This window comes from Aeromicrobium sp. 636 (assembly GCF_024433585.1).
GTDB lineage: Bacteria > Actinomycetota > Actinomycetes > Propionibacteriales > Nocardioidaceae > Aeromicrobium > Aeromicrobium senzhongii.
Window position 1 is genome coordinate 242,537 of record NZ_WNJU01000001.1, and the last position, 20,967, is coordinate 263,503.

The 20,967-nt window shown below is 70.7% G+C and carries 21 protein-coding genes; 12 read left to right on the forward strand and 9 right to left on the reverse strand.

Annotated features, from left to right (window positions below; genetic code table 11):
- Positions 1-24: 24 nt before the first annotated feature.
- The 9 genes from uvrC (at position 25) to GL325_RS01185 (ending at position 8,535) form a co-directional block, all read left to right on the forward strand.
- Positions 25-1,968 carry an excinuclease ABC subunit UvrC gene (gene uvrC / locus GL325_RS01145; RefSeq protein ID WP_187411380.1) on the forward strand — a complete coding sequence of 648 codons (1,944 nt, stop codon included), beginning with the start codon at positions 25-27 and terminating at the stop codon, positions 1,966-1,968.
- 8 nt (positions 1,969-1,976) lie between these two features.
- A complete protein-coding gene (gene rapZ / locus GL325_RS01150) occupies positions 1,977-2,840 on the forward strand; it encodes an RNase adapter RapZ (protein ID WP_154594863.1) in 864 nt (287 codons plus the stop codon).
- Positions 2,837-3,802 (forward strand): uridine diphosphate-N-acetylglucosamine-binding protein YvcK, encoded by a 966-nt coding sequence (yvcK, locus tag GL325_RS01155; RefSeq protein ID WP_187768345.1) that lies wholly within the window; start codon positions 2,837-2,839, stop codon positions 3,800-3,802. The genes rapZ and yvcK overlap by 4 nt, the downstream gene beginning before the upstream one ends.
- A gap of 50 nt (positions 3,803-3,852) precedes the next feature.
- Positions 3,853-4,836 carry a DNA-binding protein WhiA gene (gene whiA / locus GL325_RS01160; RefSeq protein ID WP_154594865.1) on the forward strand — a complete coding sequence of 328 codons (984 nt, stop codon included), beginning with the start codon at positions 3,853-3,855 and terminating at the stop codon, positions 4,834-4,836.
- Positions 4,837-4,932: 96 nt separating this feature from the next.
- Complete coding sequence (gene gap / locus GL325_RS01165) at positions 4,933-5,931, forward strand: type I glyceraldehyde-3-phosphate dehydrogenase (protein WP_187411379.1); 999 nt, start codon at positions 4,933-4,935, stop codon at positions 5,929-5,931.
- A 10-nt stretch (positions 5,932-5,941) separates the two neighbouring features.
- On the forward strand, positions 5,942-7,138 hold the full coding sequence (gene pgk, locus GL325_RS01170) for a phosphoglycerate kinase (RefSeq protein ID WP_187768346.1): 1,197 nt from the start codon (positions 5,942-5,944) through the stop codon (positions 7,136-7,138).
- The gene (tpiA, locus tag GL325_RS01175; RefSeq protein WP_154594866.1) at positions 7,135-7,932 is read left to right on the forward strand and encodes a triose-phosphate isomerase; all 798 of its coding nucleotides are present in this window, start codon (positions 7,135-7,137) and stop codon (positions 7,930-7,932) included. Before pgk ends, tpiA begins: the two co-directional genes overlap by 4 nt.
- 13 nt (positions 7,933-7,945) lie before the next feature.
- On the forward strand, positions 7,946-8,182 hold the full coding sequence (secG, locus tag GL325_RS01180) for a preprotein translocase subunit SecG (RefSeq protein ID WP_187411377.1): 237 nt from the start codon (positions 7,946-7,948) through the stop codon (positions 8,180-8,182).
- The gene (locus GL325_RS01185; RefSeq protein WP_373681474.1) at positions 8,179-8,535 is read left to right on the forward strand and encodes an RNA polymerase-binding protein RbpA; all 357 of its coding nucleotides are present in this window, start codon (positions 8,179-8,181) and stop codon (positions 8,533-8,535) included. Before secG ends, GL325_RS01185 begins: the two co-directional genes overlap by 4 nt.
- 15 nt (positions 8,536-8,550) lie before the next feature.
- Here GL325_RS01185 and pgl read toward each other — a convergent pair whose 3' ends face one another.
- Genes pgl through tkt form a run of 6 tightly spaced genes read right to left on the reverse strand, consistent with a single transcriptional unit; the run spans position 8,551 to position 16,546 of the window.
- Entirely contained in the window at positions 8,551-9,255 is a 705-nt protein-coding gene (pgl, locus tag GL325_RS01190; protein ID WP_187768347.1) for a 6-phosphogluconolactonase, read from the reverse strand.
- Positions 9,256-9,258: 3 nt separating this feature from the next.
- Positions 9,259-10,173, reverse strand: a complete 915-nt coding sequence (locus tag GL325_RS01195) for a glucose-6-phosphate dehydrogenase assembly protein OpcA (RefSeq protein ID WP_187768348.1) — start codon at positions 10,171-10,173, stop codon at positions 9,259-9,261.
- A 1-nt stretch (position 10,174) separates the two neighbouring features.
- Complete coding sequence (gene zwf / locus GL325_RS01200) at positions 10,175-11,692, reverse strand: glucose-6-phosphate dehydrogenase (RefSeq protein ID WP_187768349.1); 1,518 nt, start codon at positions 11,690-11,692, stop codon at positions 10,175-10,177.
- Positions 11,689-13,248, reverse strand: coding sequence for a glucose-6-phosphate isomerase (locus tag GL325_RS01205; protein WP_187768350.1), 1,560 nt, complete (start codon positions 13,246-13,248; stop codon positions 11,689-11,691). The genes zwf and GL325_RS01205 overlap by 4 nt, the downstream gene beginning before the upstream one ends.
- A gap of 1 nt (position 13,249) precedes the next feature.
- The gene (gene tal / locus GL325_RS01210; protein WP_187768351.1) at positions 13,250-14,338 is read right to left on the reverse strand and encodes a transaldolase; all 1,089 of its coding nucleotides are present in this window, start codon (positions 14,336-14,338) and stop codon (positions 13,250-13,252) included.
- Between the two features lie 24 nt (positions 14,339-14,362).
- Positions 14,363-16,546: a transketolase gene (gene tkt, locus GL325_RS01215; protein ID WP_187411376.1), complete on the reverse strand. Its 2,184-nt coding sequence runs from the start codon at positions 16,544-16,546 to the stop codon at positions 14,363-14,365.
- An 82-nt stretch (positions 16,547-16,628) separates the two neighbouring features.
- On the opposite strand from tkt, the gene GL325_RS01220 reads away from it, so the two are divergent.
- Genes GL325_RS01220 through GL325_RS01230 form a run of 3 tightly spaced genes read left to right on the forward strand, consistent with a single transcriptional unit; the run spans position 16,629 to position 18,489 of the window.
- Positions 16,629-17,564, forward strand: a complete 936-nt coding sequence (locus tag GL325_RS01220) for a heme o synthase (protein WP_187411375.1) — start codon at positions 16,629-16,631, stop codon at positions 17,562-17,564.
- A 20-nt stretch (positions 17,565-17,584) separates the two neighbouring features.
- A complete protein-coding gene (locus tag GL325_RS01225; RefSeq protein WP_187411374.1) occupies positions 17,585-17,953 on the forward strand; it encodes a hypothetical protein in 369 nt (122 codons plus the stop codon).
- Entirely contained in the window at positions 17,950-18,489 is a 540-nt protein-coding gene (locus GL325_RS01230) for a GNAT family N-acetyltransferase (protein WP_187411373.1), read from the forward strand. The genes GL325_RS01225 and GL325_RS01230 overlap by 4 nt, the downstream gene beginning before the upstream one ends.
- Here the strand turns inward: GL325_RS01230 and GL325_RS01235 are convergent.
- Genes GL325_RS01235 through GL325_RS01245 form a run of 3 tightly spaced genes read right to left on the reverse strand, consistent with a single transcriptional unit; the run spans position 18,383 to position 20,957 of the window.
- Complete coding sequence (locus tag GL325_RS01235) at positions 18,383-19,255, reverse strand: heme A synthase (protein WP_230081282.1); 873 nt, start codon at positions 19,253-19,255, stop codon at positions 18,383-18,385. The two genes, GL325_RS01230 and GL325_RS01235, sit on opposite strands and share 107 nt — an antisense overlap.
- Positions 19,246-20,016, reverse strand: coding sequence for an ABC transporter permease (locus GL325_RS01240; protein ID WP_154594873.1), 771 nt, complete (start codon positions 20,014-20,016; stop codon positions 19,246-19,248). Before GL325_RS01240 ends, GL325_RS01235 begins: the two co-directional genes overlap by 10 nt.
- A complete protein-coding gene (locus GL325_RS01245; protein WP_255955333.1) occupies positions 20,013-20,957 on the reverse strand; it encodes an ABC transporter ATP-binding protein in 945 nt (314 codons plus the stop codon). Before GL325_RS01245 ends, GL325_RS01240 begins: the two co-directional genes overlap by 4 nt.
- Between the last annotated feature and the right edge of the window lie 10 nt (positions 20,958-20,967).

Below are 20,967 nucleotides of genomic sequence, written 5' to 3' on the forward strand. Positions count from 1 at the left end.
TGACCGGGCACCTAGGGTGGGACCGTGGCTGATCCGTCGACCTACCGCCCGCGGCCGGGTGAGATCCCGACGAGTCCGGGGGTCTACCGGTTCCGTGACGAGCAGGGACGGGTCATCTACGTCGGCAAGGCCAAGAGCCTGCGGCCGCGGCTGAGCTCGTACTTCCAGGACCTCGGCAACCTGCATCCCCGCACGCACCAGATGGTCACCACGGCCGCGTCGGTCGACTGGACGGTGGTCAACACCGAGGTCGAGGCGCTGGCGCTGGAGTACTCCTGGATCAAGGAGTTCGACCCGCGCTTCAACGTCAAGTACCGCGACGACAAGTCGTACCCGTGGCTGGCGGTGACGGTGGGGGAGGAGATCCCGCGCGTGCTCGTCATGCGCGGCGCCCAGCGCAAGGGCGTGCGCTACTTCGGGCCCTACGGTCACGCCTGGGCCATCCGCGACACCGTCGACACGTTGCTGCGGGTCTTCCCGATGCGCTCGTGCAGCGCCGGCGTGTTCAAGCGGGCCAAGGCGGCCGGACGTCCGTGCCTGCTCGGTGACATCGGCAAGTGCTCGGCGCCGTGCGTCGGCCGGGTCTCGCCCGAGGAGCACCGCAAGATCGTCGACGACTTCCTGGCGTTCATGGGCGGTCAGACCGCCGGGTTCGAGCGCGGGATCGAGCAGCGCATGCGCGACGCCGCCGCCGCCCAGGAGTACGAGCTCGCGGCCAAGTACCGCGACGACCTGATGGCGATGCGCCGTGTCCTGGAGAAGCAGTCCGTCGTGCTCGGCGACGGCACCGATGCCGACGTGCTCGGCTTCGTCGACGACCCGCTCGAAGTCGCCGTCCAGATCTTCAACGTCCGCGGCGGCCGCATCCGCGGTCAGCGCGGCTGGGTGGCCGACAAGGGCGACGACGCCGGTCTGCCGGAGCTGGTCCAGAGCGCCCTGATGACGCTGTACTCCGACGTGGCGCCCTCGGCGATCCCGCGTGAGGTGCTCGTTCCCGAGCTGCCGGCCGATCACGACGCCGTCGCCGAGCTGCTCACCGAGCGCCGCGGCGGCAAGGTCACGCTGCGGGTGCCGCGCCGCGGTGACAAGCGGGCGCTGCTCGAGACCGTCGAGCAGAACGCCAAGCAGTCCATGGCCCGTCACAAGCTCAAGCGGTCCGGCGACCTCACGACACGGAGCCGGGCCCTGGAGGAGATCCAGGTGGCGCTCGAGCTGCCGGCTCCGCCTCTGCGCATCGAGTGCTTCGACGTCTCGAACCTGCAGGGCACCGAGATCGTCGCGTCGATGGTGGTCTTCGAGGACGGACTGCCGCGCAAGTCCGAGTACCGCCGGTTCACCGTCCGTCACGAGGGCCAGAGCGACGTCGCCGCGATGCACGAGGTCATCACGCGCCGGTTCACGCACCACCTGCGGGCGGTCGAGCGCCAGGGCGAGACCGAGCCCGGGATCGATCCCGAGACCGGCAAGCCGCGCCGCTTCGCCTACGCGCCGTCCCTCGTCGTGGTCGACGGTGGACCGCCCCAGGTCGAGGCCGCCCGGCAGGCGATGGAGGCCCTCGGTGTGACCGGCGTGGCGCTGTGCGGTCTGGCCAAGCGCCTCGAGGAGGTGTGGCTGCCCGGCGAGGAGGACCCGGTGATCCTGCCGCGCACCAGCGAGGGCCTCTACCTGCTGCAGCGCGTGCGCGACGAGGCGCACCGCTTCGCCATCACCCACCACCGCCAGCGGCGCAGCAAGTCCATGGTCGAGAGCCTGCTCGACCCGGTGCCCGGACTGGGCGAGACGCGGCGTCGTGCCCTCATGCGTCACTTCGGTTCACTGAAGAAACTGCGGGCGGCGAGTGTGGAGGAGATCACGGTCGTCCCCGGGATCGGCCCGGCTACGGCAGAATCCATCGTGGCGGCACTCCACGAGGGAGAGTCGCCGGCCCCGGCGGTCAACATGGCCACCGGCGAGATCCTGGAGGACTGAGACCGACCATGACCAAGCTGACCGAGTTCGTCCTCGTCACCGGCATGACCGGCGCGGGCCGCAGCACCGCCGCCAAGGCGCTGGAGAAGCTCGGCTACTACGTGGTCGACAACCTGCCCCCGGGCATGCTCGAGGAGCTCGTCGCCTCGGTCGACGCCGCCGAGGACATCGACCGCCTCGCCGTCGTGGTCGACTCGAGGTCCCGCACGTTCTTCTTCGGGCTGGTCGACGCCATCGAGGCCGTGCTGGACGCGGGGATCAACGTCCGGACCCTCTACCTCGAGGCCGCCGACGAGGTGCTCGTGCGCCGCCAGGAGGCCGCCCGCCGTCCCCACCCGCTCAGCCGTCAGGGGCGGCTCATGGACGGATTCGTCCGCGAGCGTGAGCTGTTGCGTGCCATCCGGGGACGGGCCGACCTCGTCATCGACACGAGCCGGCTCAACGTCCACCAGCTGGCCCACCGGGTCCGCCAGACCTTCGAGGTCGAGGACGAACGCGGCCTGCACGTCACGATCGTCTCCTTCGGCTTCAAGTACGGGATCCCGATCGACGCCGACATGGTCGCCGACATGCGGTTCCTGCCGAACCCCTACTGGATCGAGGAGCTCCGCCCGCTCAGCGGCCAGGACGATCCGGTGCGCGAGTACGTCTACGTCCAGGACCGCGCCCAGGACTTCCTCGACCGGTACGTCGAGCTGCTGTCGATGATCACGAACGGGTTCCTGCGTGAGGACAAGCTGTTCCTCACCGTCGGCATCGGCTGCACGGGTGGGCGCCATCGCAGTGTCGCCATGGCCGAGGCCCTCGACGAGCGACTGCGCGCGCAGCAGGTGCGCACCCTCGTGGTCCACCGCGACCTGGGCCGGGAATGAGCCCCGCACGCGACGACGGCCCCGCGGTCGTCGCGCTGGGCGGGGGACACGGGCTGGCGGCGACGCTGTCGGCCCTGCGTCGGGTCACGCACCACCTCACCGGCATCGTCACCGTCGCGGACAACGGGGGCTCGTCGGGGCGGCTCCGCACCGAGTTCGGCATCCTGCCGCCCGGTGACCTGCGGATGGCGCTCGCGGCGTTGTGCGGCGACGACGACTGGGGCCGGGCCTGGGCCGAGATCCTGCAGCACCGCTTCGGGGGAGACGGGCCCCTGGCGGGCCACCCCGTCGGCAATCTGCTGCTGGCGGCGCTGTGGGAGATGGAGGGCGACCAGGTGTCCGGCTTGGACCTCGTCGCCGAGCTGCTCGGCGCGCGCGGTCGTGTCCTGCCGATGGCCAACGTGCCGCTCGACATCGAGGCCGACGTCGAGTTCGGCTCGCCCGAGCACGTCGAGCTCGTCCGCGGGCAGGTCGAGGTCGCGACGACCTCCGGTCGGATCCTGGGCGTGCGCCTCGACCCGGCGAATCCGCCGGCGTGCCCCCAGGCCGTTGCGGCACTGGACAGCGCGGAGTGGGTGACGATCGGGCCGGGGTCGTGGTTCACCAGCGTGATGCCCACCCTGCTGGTCCCGCAGCTGCGCCAGGCGCTGCTGCGCACGCCGGCCAAGCGGGCCCTGGTGCTGAATCTCGTCGGGCAACCGGGCGAGACCGAGCACCTGAGCCCGGCGGAGCACCTGGAGGTGCTCGCCGCCCATGCGCCGGATCTGCACCTGGACGTCGTGGTCGCCGACGCGCACACCACGGTCGACGTTCCTTCGCTTCAGCACGCCGCCCGGGCGCTGGGCGCCGAGCTCGTGATGGCGGACGTGCGGTCGTCCACCCGGCCCGATCAGCACGATCCACAGGCCCTCGCCGAGGTCTTTGCCACCACGTTCGCCCCAGGGTCACCAACGCAGGCATAGAGTGGGCCAGCGGGCTTCTCGGGACCGCTGAACTGGAGGTGGGTTGGTCGATGGCGATGACGGCACAGGTCAAGGCGGAAGTGGCCCGGATCCCGGTGACGAAGGCATGCTGCCGCAAGGCCGAGGTGTCGACCACACTCAGGTTCTCCGGAGGCCTGCACATCGTCTCGGGCCGCATCGTGATCGAGGCCGAGCTCGACACCGCCGCCGCCGCCCGGCGCCTCCGTCAGGAGATCGCCGACGTCTACGGTCACGACAGCGAGATCATCGTCCAGCAGGGTGCCGGAGTCCGGAAGACCACGCTGTACGTGGTCCGGATCGCCCGCGGCGGAGAGCTCCTCGCGCGCCAGACCGGCCTGGTCGACGGTGGCGGCCGCCCCGTCCGTGGCCTGCCGCCCCAGGTCGTCTCCGGTCCGTCCTGTGATGCCGTCGCCGCGTGGCGTGGCGCCTTCCTGGCCCGTGGCTCCCTGACCGAGCCGGGCCGCTCCTCCGCGCTGGAGATCGGCTGTCCCGGCCCCGAGGCCGCGCTCGCGATGGTGGGCGCCGCTCGCCGCATCGGCGTCTCGGCCAAGGCCCGCGAGGTCCGTGGTGGCGACCGGGTCGTGATCCGCGACGGTGAGGCGATCGGTGCGCTGTTGACCCGCCTGGGGGCCCACGAGACGCTGCTCGCGTGGGAGGAGCGCCGGATGCGGCGCGAGGTCCGCGCGACCGCGAACCGGCTGGCGAACTTCGACGACGCCAACCAGCGCCGGTCCGCCCGCGCGGCGGTCGCCGCGGGGGCTCGCGCCCAGCGCGCGCTGGACATCCTCGGTGAGGACGTGCCCGACCACCTGCGGATGGCCGGCGACCTGCGCGTCCAGCACCGCGAGGCCAGCCTCGAGGAGCTCGGACAGTTGCACGATCCGCCGCTGACGAAGGACGCGATCGCCGGGCGGATCCGGCGATTGCTCGCGATGGCGGACAAGCGGGCCCACGATCTGGGCATCCCCGACACGGAGGCCGGTCTGCATCCGGACCAGCTCGGGGACGGCTGAGGGGTCCGCGGCCCGGTACCCGGTGTGCCGTGAGCGGAGGTCTCGGTAGGGTGAAGAGGTAACGCATCTCTCACCCGGCAACTCCAGGAGCATCCCGTGACTGTTCGCGTAGGTATCAACGGATTCGGCCGCATCGGCCGTAACTTCTTCCGGGCGGCCCGTGCCGCCGGAGCCGACGTCGAGATCGTGGCCGTCAACGACCTGACCGACAACAAGACGCTGGCCACCCTGCTCAAGTACGACTCGATCCTGGGTCGCCTGGATGCCGACGTGAACTTCGACGACACGGCGATCTACGTCGGCGATCAGAAGATCGTCGCCTTCGAGGACCGCGATCCCGCGAACCTCGACTGGGCCTCGGTCGGCGCTGACATCGTCGTCGAGTCGACGGGCTTCTTCACCGACGCCACCAAGGCGAAGGCGCACATCGACGGCGGTGCGAAGAAGGTCATCATCTCGGCCCCGGCCAAGAACGAGGACATCACGATCGTCATGGGCGTCAACGACGGCCTCTACGACGCGGGATCGCACACGATCATCTCCAACGCGTCGTGCACGACGAACTGCCTCGCCCCGATGGCCAAGGCCCTCAACGACGGCATCGGCATCGAGCGCGGTCTGATGACCACGATCCACGCCTACACGCAGGACCAGAACCTGCAGGACGCCCCGCACAAGGACCTGCGTCGCGCCCGCGCCGCCGCTCTCAACATCGTGCCGACGTCGACGGGTGCCGCCAAGGCCGTGTCGCTCGTCCTGCCCGAGCTCAAGGGCAAGCTCGACGGCTACGCGCTGCGCGTCCCGGTCCCGACCGGCTCGGCCACCGACCTGACGTTCACGGCCAGCCGTGAGACGTCGGTCGAGGAGATCAACGAGATCGTCCGCAAGGCCGCCGAGGGCTCGCGGTTCCTCAAGTACAACGAGGACCCGATCGTCTCGAGCGACATCGTCACCGATCCGCACTCGTGCATCTTCGACGCGCCGCTGACCAAGGTCATCGGCGATCAGGTCAAGGTCGTCGGCTGGTACGACAACGAGTGGGGCTACTCCAACCGCCTCGTCGACCTGACGTCCCTCGTCGGCTCCTCCCTCTGAGGAGCTCGTCGTGAAGACGATCGACGACCTGGGAAAGCTCAAGGGCAAACGAGTCCTGGTCCGCAGTGACCTGAACGTGCCGCTCGACGGCACGACGATCACCGACGACGGTCGCGTCCGCGCGAGCGTCCCGACGATCCAGAAGCTGGTCGACGAGGGTGCGCGCGTCATCGTGATGGCGCACCTGGGCCGGCCCAAGGGCCAGCCGGACCCGCAGTACTCCCTGGCGCCGGTCGCCTCGCGACTGAGCGAGCTCCTCGGCGAGACCGTGCGCTTCGCGTCCGACACCGTGGGTGTCGATGCGCAGCGCACGGTCGAGGAGCTCCAGAACGGTCAGGTCGCCCTGCTCGAGAACGTCCGGTTCAACCCGGGCGAGACCAGCAAGGACGATGCCGAGCGCGGCGCGTTCGCCGACGAGCTCGCGGCGCTGGGCGACGTGTTCGTGTCCGACGGCTTCGGCGTCGTGCACCGCAAGCAGGCCAGCGTCTACGACATCGCCAAGCGTCTGCCGTCCGCCGTCGGCGGGCTCGTCCAAGCCGAGGTCGAGGTGCTCAAGCGGCTCACGGAGTCGCCCGAGCGGCCGTACGCGGTCGTGCTGGGCGGGTCGAAGGTCTCCGACAAGCTCGGGGTCATCGACCACCTGCTCACGAAGGCGGACACCCTGGTCATCGGCGGCGGGATGGTCTTCACCTTCCTCGCGGCCCAGGGCCACGGCGTCGGCTCGTCGCTGCTGGAGGAGGACCAGATCCCGGTCGCCCGCGAGTACCTCTCCCGGGCCCAGGAGCTGGGCGTCTCGATCGTCCTGCCGACCGACGTCGTCGTGGCGCCGGAGTTCAAGGCCGATGCGCCGGCCACCACCGTCACGGTCGACCAGATCCCCGACGACCAGATGGGGCTCGACATCGGACCGGCGTCCGCCGAGGCGTTCGCCGACGTGATCCGTGGCGCGAAGACGGTCTTCTGGAACGGCCCGATGGGCGTGTTCGAGATGGCGCCGTTCGCCGCTGGCACCCGCACGGTCGCGCAGGCGCTGACCGAGGTCGACGGCCTGTCCGTCGTGGGTGGTGGCGACTCCGCGGCCGCCGTGCGGCAGCTGGGCTTCACCGACGACCAGTTCGGTCACATCTCGACCGGTGGTGGCGCCAGCCTGGAGTACCTCGAGGGCAAGACGCTCCCGGGTCTGGCTGTTCTGGAGGAGAAGGCATGACGCGTACCCCGTTGATGGCGGGCAACTGGAAGTCCAACCTGAACCATCAGGAGGCGGTGGTCCTGGTCCAGAAGCTGGCGTGGACCCTGTCGGACAAGAAGCACGACTACGCCAAGAGCGAGGTCGTCGTCATCCCGCCGTTCACCGACCTGCGCAGCGTCCAGACACTGATCGACGGCGACAAGCTGCCGATCGGCTACGGCGCGCAGGACGTCTCGTCGCACGACGGCGGGGCGTACACCGGCGAGATCTCGGCGGCGATGCTGGCCAAGCTGGGCTGCTCCTACGTCGTCGTCGGTCACTCCGAGCGACGTGAGTACCACCACGAGTCCGACCAGCTCGTCAACGAGAAGGCCGCCAAGGCGCTCGCCGCCGGCATGACCCCGATCGTGTGCGTCGGCGAGGGCCTCGAGGTCCGCCAGGCCGGCGAGCACGTCGCCTACACGCTGGGCCAGCTCGACGGCTCGCTGGCCGGTTTCACGGCCGAGCAGGTCGCCGGACTGGTCGTCGCGTACGAGCCGGTCTGGGCCATCGGCACGGGCGAGGTCGCCACTCCGGAGGACGCCCAGGAGGTGTGCGCGGCCATCCGTGGCCGCCTGGCCGAGACCTGGGGTGCGGACGTGGCCGACCAGACACGTATTCTGTACGGTGGATCGGTCAAGGCCGCGAACGTGGCCGCTATCATGGCTAAGCCCGACGTCGACGGCGCGCTCGTCGGCGGGGCCAGTCTGGTCGCGGAGGAGTTCGCCGGGATCGTCCGGTTCTACGACATGCCCGACCTCGCGGGGTCCTGACGAAAGGAGAGACGTGGTCATCGCGTTCTCCCTGCTGCTTACCCTGAGCAGCCTGCTCATGATTGTCCTCGTGCTCATGCACAAGGGCCGAGGTGGCGGCCTGTCCGACATGTTCGGCGGAGGTGTGTCGAGCTCGCTCAGCGGCTCGTCCGTCGCCGAGCGCAACCTCGACCGCATCACGGTCGGTACCGCGGCGGTGTGGGTCGTGTGCGTCTTCGCGCTCGGCCTGCTGCTGAAGGTGAGCAACTGATGGCCGCCGGCGCGATTCGCGGCAGCCGCATCGGCTCCGGCCCCATGGGCGAGGCCGAGCGCGGCGAGGCGGCCCCCCGTCAGTTCATCTCGTACTTCTGCACCAACGACCACTCGATCACGCTGCAGTTCGCGATCGAGGCCGAGGTGCCCGTCGAGTGGGACTGCCCCAAGTGCGGCATGCCCGCCAGCATGGACTCGGACAACCGGCCGGATGCGCCGAAGACCGAGCCGTACAAGACGCACCTGGCCTACGTGAAGGAGCGTCGCTCCGAGACCGAGGCCGCCGACATCCTCAAGGAAGCCCTCGACACCCTGCGCAGCAAGCGCAAGGCGGGCGAGATCATCTTCTGATCGGGGCCGCCGCGCTCAGCGCGGCAGCTTCGACGCGGCCGCGGTGTCGAGGAACCACATGGTCTCCTCGATCCCGCGGGCGCCCGCGGCCGGCGCCTCGTCGATCGGCGTGCCGGCCAGAGCCTTCGCGACCGCCTCGGCCTTGTCGGCGCCCGACACGACGAACCACGTCGCACGCGTGTGGTTCAGGGCCGGATAGGTCAGCGTGATCCGCTCCGGCGGCGGCTTGGGGGAGTCCAGCACCTCGACCGCCAGCCGCTCGACCTCGTGCACCTGCGGGTGCCCCGGGAAGAGCGAGGCGATGTGGGCATCGGGGCCCACCCCGAGCAGCACGACGTCGAACGGCTCCTCCGGCAGTTGCGCGGCGTACGCGTCGGCCGCCTCGGCGATCTCGAGGCCGCCATCGAGGGCCGGCATCGCATGGATGTGCTCGTCGGGAACGGCGAGCCGGTCCAGGAAGCCCTCCCGGGCCTGACGGTCGTTGCGATCCTCGTGGCCCTCGGGGACGAAGCGCTCGTCGCCCCACCAGTAGTGCGCCGCCGACCACCGGGCGCCGCTCTCGGCCGAGAGGCGTCCGTAGATCTTGGTCGCGATCGAGCCGCCGGTCAGCACCAGTCGCGGCGTGCGGTCCGTGAGCTGGATGGACTGCACCCGAGAGGCCAGTTGCCGCGAGACCGCCAGGGCGAGGTCGTCACCGCTGTCGAAGATGCGAATGGTCATCGCTCATCCCTTCGTCGTGTTGCCGTCGAGGTGCGCCAAGGTCTCGCCGTACACCTCGTCGGCGTCCAGGCGTCGGAGGTCCTCGGCCAGCAACTCGGGGATCGTGCGGCGCCGGATCGGCACGATGCGCGACGCCGAGCCCGGCACGCTGAACTCACAGCTCATCGTGTCGACCCGCCGGATGTCGATGTCACCGACGTCGGTGAAGAGCGTGACGCGCTGGATCTGTGGTCCGGAGTCGTCGTCGACGAACTCGATGGGCACCTTCAGTCGGCACTCGAGCCAGGCGCGCAGCAGGACCGCGACCGGGTTGATGTCGTCGGCCTGGATCCGGCCGCCCGACACGGTTCCCGTCGTCTGGTCCAGCGCGGCGGCCAGCAGGGCACGCCACAGGGTCAGCCGCGTCCACGCCAGGTCGTTGTCGCCGGGGCTGTATCCCGGAGCGAGCTGGTGCAGCCACGTGACGGGGGAGGGGGTGCGCTCGGAGTCGGTCAGACGCCGCCGGGCGAGACGACCGATCGGGTCCTTCGACGGCTCCTGCGGGCCGATGCCCGGCCACCACGCGACGACGGGGGAGTCGGGCAGCAGCAGCGGCAGGACGGCGGACTCGGAGTGCTTGACCAGCGGACCGGACATGCGCAGCAACACCGACTCGCCGGGCGATCCCGCGCCGACCCGCACGCGGGCGTCCAGGCGGGGCTTGCCGCGCCCGTCGCCGAGGATGACGCCCAGGACGCGGGACGGGTGCTCGTGCTGCAGGACGTTGGCGGCCTTCATGGCCTCGGCCACGTTGTCCTCGTCGGTGACGATGAGCAGCGTCAGGACCATGTCCATCGCCGGGCTGCCCGCGAGGGCGCGACCCTTGGTCAGTGCCTTGGCGACCGCCGAGGCGTTGGTGTCCTCCAGGACCATGTCCATGTCAGGGTCGCCTCCAGACGCGTCCGTCGCGGGCCAGCATCTCGTCGGCCGACTGGGGCCCCCACGTGCCGGCCTCGTAGGTGTCGATCGTGCGCTTGCGCGCCCAGTGGTCCATCACGGGGTCGAGGATCTCCCAGGAGAGCTCGACCTCGCGGTGCTGCGGGAACAGCGGCGGGTCGCCGAGGAGCACGTCCAGGATGAGCCGCTCGTACGCCTCGGGGCTGCTCTCGACGAAGGATCCGCCGTAGACGAAGTCCATGTTGACGTCGCGGATCTCCATCGTCGTGCCGGGCACCTTTGCGCCGAAGCGCATCGTGACGCCCTCGTCGGGCTGGATCCGCATCACCAGCGCGTTGTGGCCCAGCTCGGTCACGTCGATGTTCTCGAAGGGCAGGTGCGGTGCCTTCTTGAAGATGACGGCCACCTCGGTGACGCGCCGGCCCAGTCGCTTGCCGGTGCGCAGGTAGAAGGGGACACCGGCCCAGCGGCGGGTGTGGATGTCGAGTCGCAGCGCGGCGTAGGTCTCGGTCAACGAGCCGTCGTCGATGCCCTCCTCGCCGCGGTACCCGACGACGGGCTGGCCGCCGGCCCAGCCTTCGACGTACTGGGCGCGCGCCGTGTGCTTGTCGAGGTCGTCGGGCAGCCGCACGCTGCGGAGCACCTTCTGCTTCTCGGCTCGCAGGCTGGACGCGTCGAAGGCGACGGGCTCCTCCATCGCCACGAGTGCCAGCAGCTGCAGCAGATGGTTCTGGATGACGTCCCGCGCGGCGCCGATGGCGTCGTAGTAGCCGGCGCGCGAACCGATGCCGATGTCCTCGGCCATGGTGATCTGGACGTGGTCGACGTAGTTGGCGTTCCAGACCGGCTCGAACATCTGGTTCGCGAAGCGCAGCGCCAGGATGTTCTGGACCGTCTCCTTGCCGAGGTAGTGGTCGATGCGGAACACCGACTCGGCCTCGAAGACGTTGCCGATGAGGTGGTTGAGCTCCTTGGCCGACTCGAGGTCGTGGCCGAACGGCTTCTCGATGACGACCCGGCGCCAGCCCTCGCCGGGCTTGGCCAGCCCGTGCTCGTCGATCTTGGACACGACCGTGGGGAAGAGGCCGGGCGGGATCGAGAGGTAGAACGCGTGGTTGCCGCCCGTGCCCTGGCGCTCGTCGAGCTTGGTGAGCGTCTTGGCGAGCTCCTCCCAGGCATCGTCGTCGTCGAACTGGCCCGGGACGAAGCGGATCCCGGCGGCGAGCTGCTTCCAGACGGTCTCGCTCCACTCGGTGCGGGCGCCGGCCTTGGCGGCCTTCTTCAGCAGGGAGGCGAACGTGCCGTCCCCCCAGTCGCGCCGGGCGAACCCCACGAGCCCGAAGCCCGGGGGCAGGAGGCCGCGGTTGGCGAGGTCGTAGATCGCCGGGATCAGCTTCTTGCGGGCCAGGTCGCCCGTGACCCCGAACATCACGACCGTGCAAGGCCCCGCGATCCGCGGCAGCCGCCGGTCGCGTGGGTCGCGCAGGGGGTTGGGGTTCATGCCAGGGCGTCCTTGATCGCGGCCAGACCCGCCTCGACGTCGTGCAGGTGCAGTCGCAGCACGGGGCGGCCCTTGTCGCGCAGCACGCTGGCGTCGCCGGCGGCCTGGGAGACGATGAACTGACCGAGGGTGAAGTCGCGCCCCGGCACGGGTACGTCCTGCACGGGGTCGGCGGTCACCTGCAGGAAGACGCCGCGTGGCGTCCCGCCCTTGTGGTACTGACCCGTCGAGTGCAGGAACCGCGGGCCCCATCCGAAGGTCACCGGTCGCGAGATCCGGCCCGACACCGCCGGGGCGAGGGACTCCAGCCCGGCCAGGGCCCAGCGGTCGAGGTAGAACTGCAGCGCGAGGTAGTCGTGCTCGCCCACCTGGTCGAGCAGCGCGGAGATCGCGTCCTCGATCGTGGCTGCGGACGAGCCGTAGATGTCCGCGACCTCACCCACGTGGTCCGGCTCGGGCAGCGAGGCGTTGCCGCCGAGCAGCTCGCGCGCCGCGGCCTTGGCGCTCTCGACGTCCGGTTGGTCGAACGGGTCGATCGACAGCAGTCGGCCGGCGACCGCGGTGGCGACCTCCCAGATCATGAACTGGGCGCCGAGCGAGGCCTCCACGCCCGCGGCCCACGGACGATCCGGGGCCTCACTCGTGCCGAGGTGGGCGACGAACTCGTCGGCAGTGATCGGGTCGTCGGGGGACTGGGCGACGACCGGCAGGATGCCGGTGTCCTCCTTGCCCGTGGACTCGGCCACCAGCTGCTCGATCCAGTCGCCGAGCCCGTGCTGGTCGTGGTCGTACAGGACGACCTTGTCGACGCCCTGCTGGGCGGCGACGCCGAGCGCGGTGCCCAGGCGCAGACCGGGGTTGCCGGTCTCATTGGCGCTGAGCTCGGGGACGAGCTCGCCGGCCTGGTCGAGCAGCGTCGCGATGTCGGCGCCGGCGATGCCGCTGGGGACGAGCCCGAACGCGGTGAGCGCCGAGTAGCGGCCGCCCACGTGAGGGTCGGCCCGGAACACGCGGTACCCCGCCGCCGTCGCCTCCTCGTCCAGGGGCGAGCCCGGGTCCGTCACGATCACCAGGTGGTCACGGGGGTCGAGCCCCGCGTCGGTGAAGGCCTGCTCGAAGATCCGGCGCTGGCTGTCGGTCTCGACCGTGCCGCCGGACTTGCTGGACACGACGACGACCGTCGACTCCAGGTCGCGGATCGCCGACCGCACCATGTCCGGGTTGGAGGAGTCCAACACGTCGAGCGGAACTCCCGCGGCCGCACAGATGACCTCCGGTGCGAGCGACGACCCGCCCATGCCGCACAGCACGACACGGGTGATGCCCCGGGACCGCAGGTCGTCGCGCAGCGCGACGATGTCCGGCACGAGGGCCCGCGAGGACTCGTGCAGGGTCACCCAGGACAGCCGGATCGAGGCCTCCGACTCGGCCTCGGGACCCCACAGGGTCCCGTCCTCGTCGAAGAGCCGGGAGGCGAAGCGTTCCTCGACGAGTCCCTCGACGGCCGCGTCGACCGACTCGTCCTGGGGTACGTGGATGCGGAGCCGGTACGTCATGTCAGGCCTTGTCGAGCTCGGCGCGGACGGTCTCGAGCAACTCGGTCCACGAGTCGTCGAATTTCTTGAGTCCCTCGGTCTCGAGACCCTCGACGACCTCGTCGTAGGTGATGCCTTGCGCCTCCAGCTCGTCCCAGACGCGCTGCGCCTCGTCGCCGCGGCCGGTGACCGTGTCGCCCTTGACCTCGCCGTGGTCGGCGAACGCCTCGAGCGTCTTCTCGGGCATGGTGTTCACGGTGCCGTCCACGACCAGCTCGGTGACGTAGAGGGTGTCGGAGTAGGCCGGGTCCTTGACTCCGGTGGAGGCCCACAGCGGCCGCTGCGGGTGGGCGCCCTTCGCCAGCAGGGCCTTCGCCCGGTCCGAGCCGAAGATCTCCTGGAAGGTCGCGTAGGCCAACTGGGCGTTCGCCAGGGCGGCCTTGCCGCGCAGCGGGCTGTCCTCGGGGAGGCGCCCGTCGACCTCGGCATCGACGCGGCTGATGAAGAACGACGCGACCGAGTGGATCTTCGACAGGTCGCGACCCTCGGCCGCCGCCTGCTCGAGGCCGTAGAGGTAGGCGTCCATGACGCCGCGGTAGCGCTCCAGGGAGAAGATCAGCGTCACGTTCACGCTGATGCCCTTGGCGATGGCCGCGGCGATCGCGGGCAGACCCTCGCGCGTGGCGGGGATCTTGATCATCACGTTGGGGCGGTCGATCTCGTTCCACAGCTTCTCGGCCATCGCGACCGTGCCGTCCGTGTCCCGGGCCAGGCCCGGCTCCACCTCGATCGAGACCCGGCCGTCGAAGCCGTCCGTGGCGTCGTAGACGGGGCGCAGGACGTCGCACGCGTCACGGACGTCCGTGGTGGTCAGGGCGAAGACCGTGGCGTCGACGTCGGCGCCGGCCGCCTTCAGCTCGGCGACCTGCTTCTCGTAACGCTCGCCCTTGGAGAGGGCCGAGGCGAAGATCGTCGGGTTCGTGGTGACCCCGACGACGGAGCGATCCGTCACCAGCTCGGCCAGGTTGCCGGTCTCGATCCGCTCGCGCGAGAGGTCGTCGAGCCAGATCGACACCCCCGCGTCGCTGAGAGCCTTCAGTCGTTCGGTCATGTCGATCACTCCTGGTGATGGGGTTCAGTGGGTGGTGTCGGGGAGCACCGGTCCCGTGGGCCGGGCGAACACGGGGACTCCGCCCTCGTGCTGCGCCGCCTGGATGGACTCGCGGGCCGCCTCGACCGCCGCGACGGCGGTGATGCCGAAGCGGTCGTACAGCTCGGAGTACGACGCCGAGGCGCCGAAGTGCTCCAGCGAGACGATGCGTCCGGCATCGCCGACGATGTCGCGCCAGCCGAACGCCACGGCCGCCTCGATGGCGACGCGAGCGCGCACGTGCGGCGGGATCACGCTGTCGCGGTACGCCTGGTCCTGCTCCTCGAACCATTCGCGACACGGCATCGAGACGACGCGCGCCGCGATGCCCTCCTCGGCCAGGGCCGCTCGCGCGGCCACGGCCAGCTGCACTTCCGAGCCCGTGGCCACGAGGATGACGTCGGGCGTCGCGTGGTGCAGGTCGGCGGGGGAGTCGAGCAGGATGTAGGCGCCCTTGGCGGCGTCGGACGCCGGGGCGTACTCGCCGTCGCGGGGGAAGACCGGCAGGTTCTGCCGGCTCAGCGCCAGGGCGGCGGGTCGGTGATGGCGCTGCAGGATCGTCGACCAGACGGCCACGGTCTCGTTGGCGTCCGCGGGGCGGACGACGTCGAGGCCCGGGATCGTGCGCAGGGCGGCGAGGTGCTCGACCGGCTGGTGCGTCGGTCCGTCCTCGCCCAGGCCGATCGAGTCGTGCGTCCAGACGTAGGTGACGGGCAGCTCCTGCAGCGCGGCCAGCCGGACGGCGGGGCGCATGTAGTCGCTGAAGACCAGGAACGTGCCGCCGTACGGGCGGGTGGGCCCGTGCAGCGCGATGCCGTTCATGATCGAGCCCATCGCGTGCTCGCGGATGCCGAAGTGCAGCACCCGGCCGTACCAGTCGCCGGTGAACTTCTTGGTCGAGTTCTGCGGCGGCAGGAAGGAGGGCTGGTCCTTGGGGGTCGTGTTGTTCGAGCCGGCCAGGTCGGCCGAGCCGCCCCACAGTTCCGGCAGGGTCGCGGCGGCGGCGGTGAGGAAGTCGCCCGAGGCGACGCGGGTGGCGACACCCTTCTCGCTGGGCTCGTAGACCGGGAGGTTCGCGTCCCAGCCCTCGGGCAGCTCGTGGCGGGTCATCCGGTCGAGCAGTGCCTTGCGCTCGCCGTTGGCCGTGACCCAGAGGTCGAAGCGGGTCTGCCACTCCTCGTGCGCCGCCTCGCCGCGCTCCAGGGCCTGGCGGGTGTGCTCGAGGACCTCGTCGGCGACGGCGAAGTCGACCTCGGGATCGAAGCCGAGCAGCTTCTTGGTGGCCTTGATCTCGTCGGCGCCCAGGGCCGAGCCGTGCGAGGCGCCGGTGTTCTGGGCGTTCGGTGCGGGCCAGGCGATGATCGTGCGCAGGACGATGAGGCTCGGGCGGTCGGTGACGCGCTTCGCGGCCGCGAACGCGTCGGCGAGGGCGTGGACGTCCTCGCGGTACTCGCCGCCGCCGTGGGTCCAGTCGACGGTCTGGACGTGCCAGCCGTAGGCCTCGTAGCGCAGCGCGACGTCCTCGGTGAACGCGACGTCGGTGTCGTCCTCGATGGAGATCTTGTTGTCGTCGTACAGGACGGTGAGGTTGCCCAGCTGCTGCAGGCCGGCGAGCGAGGAGGCCTCGGCCGAGACGCCCTCCTGCAGGTCGCCGTCGGAGCAGATGGCGTAGATGTCGTGGTCGAACGGGCTCTCGCCCGGACCGGCGAACGGGTCGAAGAGGCCGCGCTCGCGGCGGGCGGCCATGGCCATGCCGACCGCGTTGGCGACGCCCTGGCCGAGCGGGCCGGTGGTGACCTCGACGCCGGGGGTGTGGCCGTACTCGGGGTGACCCGGCGTCTGACTGCCCCAGGTGCGCAGGGACTGGAGGTCCTCGAGCGTCATCGGGTAGCCCGCCAGGTACAGCTGGATGTACTGGGTGAGGCTCGAGTGGCCGCATGACAGCACGAAGCGGTCGCGCCCGATCCACGACGGATCGGCGGGATCGTGCCGCATCAACTTCTGGTAGATCAGGTAGGCGGCAGGCGCCAGGCTCATCGCGGTTCCGGGGTGGCCGTGACCGGCCTTCTGGACGGCGTCGGCCGCCAGCAACCGCGCGGTGTTGACGGCGCGGTCGTCCAACTCCGACCAGTCGAGCGTCGGTTCAGATGCGTGGGGGCTGTGGGTCACCGCGGAACTCCTGGGTCGTCACGAGGTCGGTCGAACAAGGTCTGCCTCCTGAGCCTATCCGCCGGGCATTAGACTCTGCCATGTGACCGTCACTCCGCACGCCGCCGACGAGCACACCCGTATCGATCGGCCCGGGCGCCGCGATGTGGTGCTCGCGTACGTGGCGCTGACCAAGCCCCGCATCATCGAACTGCTCCTGCTGACCACGGTTCCGGTGATGTTCCTCGCCCAGAAGGGCGTTCCCGACCTGTGGCTCGTCGTGGCCACGCTGATCGGTGGCTCCCTCTCGGCCGGCTCCGCGAACGCTCTGAACTGCGTCGTGGACGCCGACATCGACCAGAAGATGCGCCGCACCGCCCGCCGGCCGCTGCCGCGCCATCACGTGGGCACGCGGGAGGCGCTGGTCTTCGGTCTGGTGCTGGGCGTGCTCTCGACCGCCTGGTTGGGACTGACGGTCAACTGGCTGTCCTCGGCGCTGGCGCTGGCCGCCAACGTCTTCTACGTCGTCGGTTACACGATGATCCTCAAGCGCCGCACGACCCAGAACATCGTCTGGGGAGGCGCCGCGGGCTGCTTCCCGCCGCTGATCGGCTGGACGGCCGTCACCAACGAGCTGGCCTGGACGCCGTTCCTGCTCTTCCTCGTCGTCTTCTTCTGGACCCCGCCGCACTTCTGGGCGCTGGCGATGCGCTACCGCGAGGACTACTCGGCGGCGAACGTGCCGATGCTCCCGTCGGTCGTGCCGTCGGCCGAGGTCGGCCGGCAGATCGTCCGCTACACGTGGGCGACGGTCCTGACCTCGCTGGTGGTCTGGCCGGTCGCCGACACGGGCTGGTTCTTCCCGTCGATGGCGATCCTGCTGGGCATCGTGTTCCTCATCGAGGCCTACGACCTGCGCGCCCGTGCCCGCGAGACCGAGGAACTGTCGATCATCAAGCCGATGCGCCTGTTCCACTTCTCCAACGCGTACCTCGCGCTGCTGTTCGTCGCTGCGGCGGTCGATCCCTTCATCGGCTGACGACGCCGTAGGCTCGCGTCATGCGCGCTTTCCTCGTCTGGATCCTGCCCGCCGCCGCTGCCTTCGCCGCGTGGTGGATCTTCCTCGGTACCGACTCCGACGACCAGTACACGGTCGGCCAGGTGGCCGGGCTCGTCGTCGTCCTGCTCGTCATCGCGGTGGCCGCCGGCTGGCTCGCGCGCACGATGGACCTGCTGCCCCTCGTGGTCTCGGCCGTGGTCGGGATCTCGGCGGGCTGCTGGTCCAGCTGGTCCGACGACGACAGCGGCATGTTCGCCATCGGCTGGCTGATGGTCACCGCCGGGGCGGCGATCGCCGCCACCGTGGTGATCGTGGGCTCGTGGGCGGTGCGTCGCCGGGTCGACGTCAAGGGCCGACCGGCTGCGTGACCGTGCGGATCGAGCAGCTCGAGCCTGACGACTGGCGCCGCTGGCGTGACGTGCGCTCGCGCGCCCTGGCCCTGGACCCCACGGCGTTCGCGTGCTCGGCCCACCGGCTCGGCCCTCGGACCCCGGAGGATCAGTGGCGCGAGCGCATCGCCTCGGCTGAGGGCATCTTCCTGGCCGTCGACGATGCCGGTGAGGACGTCGGGATGGTGGGGCTGTCGACGGCCGACGCCCCTGAGCTGATCTCGATGTGGGTCGCACCGCAGGCGCGCCGGCACGGGGTCGGCCACGCGCTGGTGGACGCCGTGGTCGCTCGCGCGGGCCGCCGGCCGCTGTCCCTGCGGGTGATGGCCGACAACGCCGCGGGGATCGCGTTCTACGCCGGCTGCGGGTTCGAGCTCGTCGGACGCGAGCCGGACGACGAGGGCACCCTCACGATGCGACGGGACGCGCCGTCAGCAGCCACCGCGTGGCCAGCGCCAACAGAACGGCCGCCCCGACCAGGTGCGCCGCGACCAGGACGATCGGCAGATCAGTGAAGTACTGCACGTAGCCGATGAGGCCCTGGGCCAGTCCGGCCACGAGCACCCACGCGCCGGCCTTGCGTGCACGACCCCGGGTGAGGACGATCGCGGCGACGGTCAGGATCAGGAAGAGCCACACGCTGATGGCGTGGATCCGGCTCCACCAGGCGGGGTCGAGCTCGTTGCGCGGCGCGCTGGCGTCACCGGCGTGCGGTCCGCTGCCGGTCACGATCGTGCCGATGTAGATCACGGCCAGCAGGACGACGTAGGCACCCTGGACGATCCACGCCGGGACGCGCCCGACGGTGCCTTCGTCCGGGCGCAGGGTGACCAGGAAGATCGTCGCGGCGACGACCAGCGCCATCGAGAGGATCAGGTGCAGCGACACGATCCACGGGTTCAGTTCGGTCAGCACGGTGATGCCGCCGATGACGCCCTGGAACGGGATCCCGATGGCGATGCCGAGCACGAGACGCAGCTGGTTGCGCGTGGCTCCGGTCCAGCGCCACGTTGCGAGCACGGTGCCGATCGCGATGACGATGAGCACGTAGGTCAGGGTGCGGTTGCCGAACTCGATGACACCGTGCCAGCCGAGCGCTCCGTGCGGCACGAACGACTCGTCCGTGCAGCGCGGCCACGTCGGGCAGCCCAGGCCGGAGCCGGTCAGCCGGACGAGGCCGCCGGTCAGGATGATCAGGGTGTTGGCGACGAGGTTGGCCCACGCCCACTTCTCGACCGTCGACTGCGACACCGTGCGTCGCGAGACTGTGTTCATTCCCATCGAAACCACCTTCCGGCGGCGGCCGCGGCCACGAGGGCCCACGCGGCGAGCACCACCACGACGAACGTACCGGGCGATCCGGTGGCGAAGGCGTCACGCAAGCCCTCGCCCAGTGCCCCGGACGGCAGCAGCCTCAGCGCTTCGGCCACGGCGTCCGGGTAGCGGTCGAGCGGCAGCAGGACACCGCCGCCGACCAGGAGGAGCACGTACACGAGGTTCGCCCCGGCCAGGGTCGCCTCGGCGCGCAGGGTGCCGGCCATGAGCAGGCCCAGGCCGCCGAAGGCGACGGTGGCCAACAGGGCGAGCACGACCAGCCAGAGCCAGCCGGAGACGCCACCGGACGGACGCCAGCCCAGCGCGACGGCGAGTGCGCCGAGGACGACGAACTGGCCGAGCTGCAGGACGACGACCGCGGCGACCTTGCCGCCCAGGAGCCCGCTGCGCGACAGCGGCGTGGCGCCGAGGCGCTTGAGCACCCCGTAGCGGCGCTCGAAGGCCGTCGCGATGGCCAGCGAGGTGAAGGAGGTCGAGAGGATCGCGAGCGCCAGCACGCCGGGCGCGACGACGTCGATGGGGCGGTCCCCGCCGACGAGGCGCTCCGACCGCGAGCCGGCGACGAGCAGCAGGATCGGGATGACGAACGTCAACAGCAGCTGTTCGCCGTTGCGCAGGGTCAGCCGCAGCTCCATCGCGGTCTGCGCTGCCAGCCGGCGTCCGCGCGAGGCGGCGCCGGGGGCGGGGGAGAGGTCGAGTGAGGTCATCGCAGGTCCCGCCCGGTCAACTCGAGGAACCGGTCCTCGAGGGTCTGGTGTTCGACGAGGACCGAGTCGATCAGCACGCCGTGGGCGGCGCACCACCCGGTCACCCGGTGCAGCACGGACGGGTCCACCTCGGTGGTGAGCACGTAGAGGCCCGGCTCGGGCTCGGCCACCGTCGCTCCCGGCGGCAGCTCGGCGGCCAGCGAGGCACGGTCCAGGCTCGCGCGGGCGCGCAGCCGGATCGTGTTCTGGGCGCCGACGGCGACGAGCTCGTCCGGCGTGCCGGATGCGATGACGCGGCCGGCGTCGATGATGTGGACGTGGTCGGACAGCTCCTGGGCCTCGTCCATGTAGTGCGTCGTGAGGACGGTCGTGACCCCGTGGGAGCGCAGCTCGTCGACGAGGTCCCACGTCGCGCGGCGGGACTGCGGGTCGAGGCCCGCGGTGGGCTCGTCGAGGAAGACCAGCTCGGGCCGGCCGATGATCGCCATCGCCAGCGAGAGCCGCTGCTTCTGACCGCCGGACAGTCGTCGGTACGGCGTCCGGACGAACGACTCCATGCCCAGCCGCTCGACGAGGGGCTCGACCGGCAGGGGAGTGGCGTGGAGTGAGGCCATGTGGCGCAGCATCTCGCCGGCGCGAACGCCGAGCCAGGCGCCGCCGGACTGCAGCATGACCCCGACGCGGGGGCGCAGTGCCTCGGCATCGGCGACGGGATCGAGTCCCAGCACGCGCACCGTGCCGGACTGGGGACGGCGGAAGCCCTCACACGTCTCGATGGTCGTGGTCTTGCCCGCACCGTTCGGTCCGAGGATCGCGGTGACCGTGCCGGGCTGGACCGTCAGATTCACTCCGTCGACCGCTCGGACGACCGCGTCGCCGCGGCCGTAGTGCATGACGAGGTCGCGAACCTCCACGGCGGGAACAGACGTCGTCGAGGGCACCAGAACATTC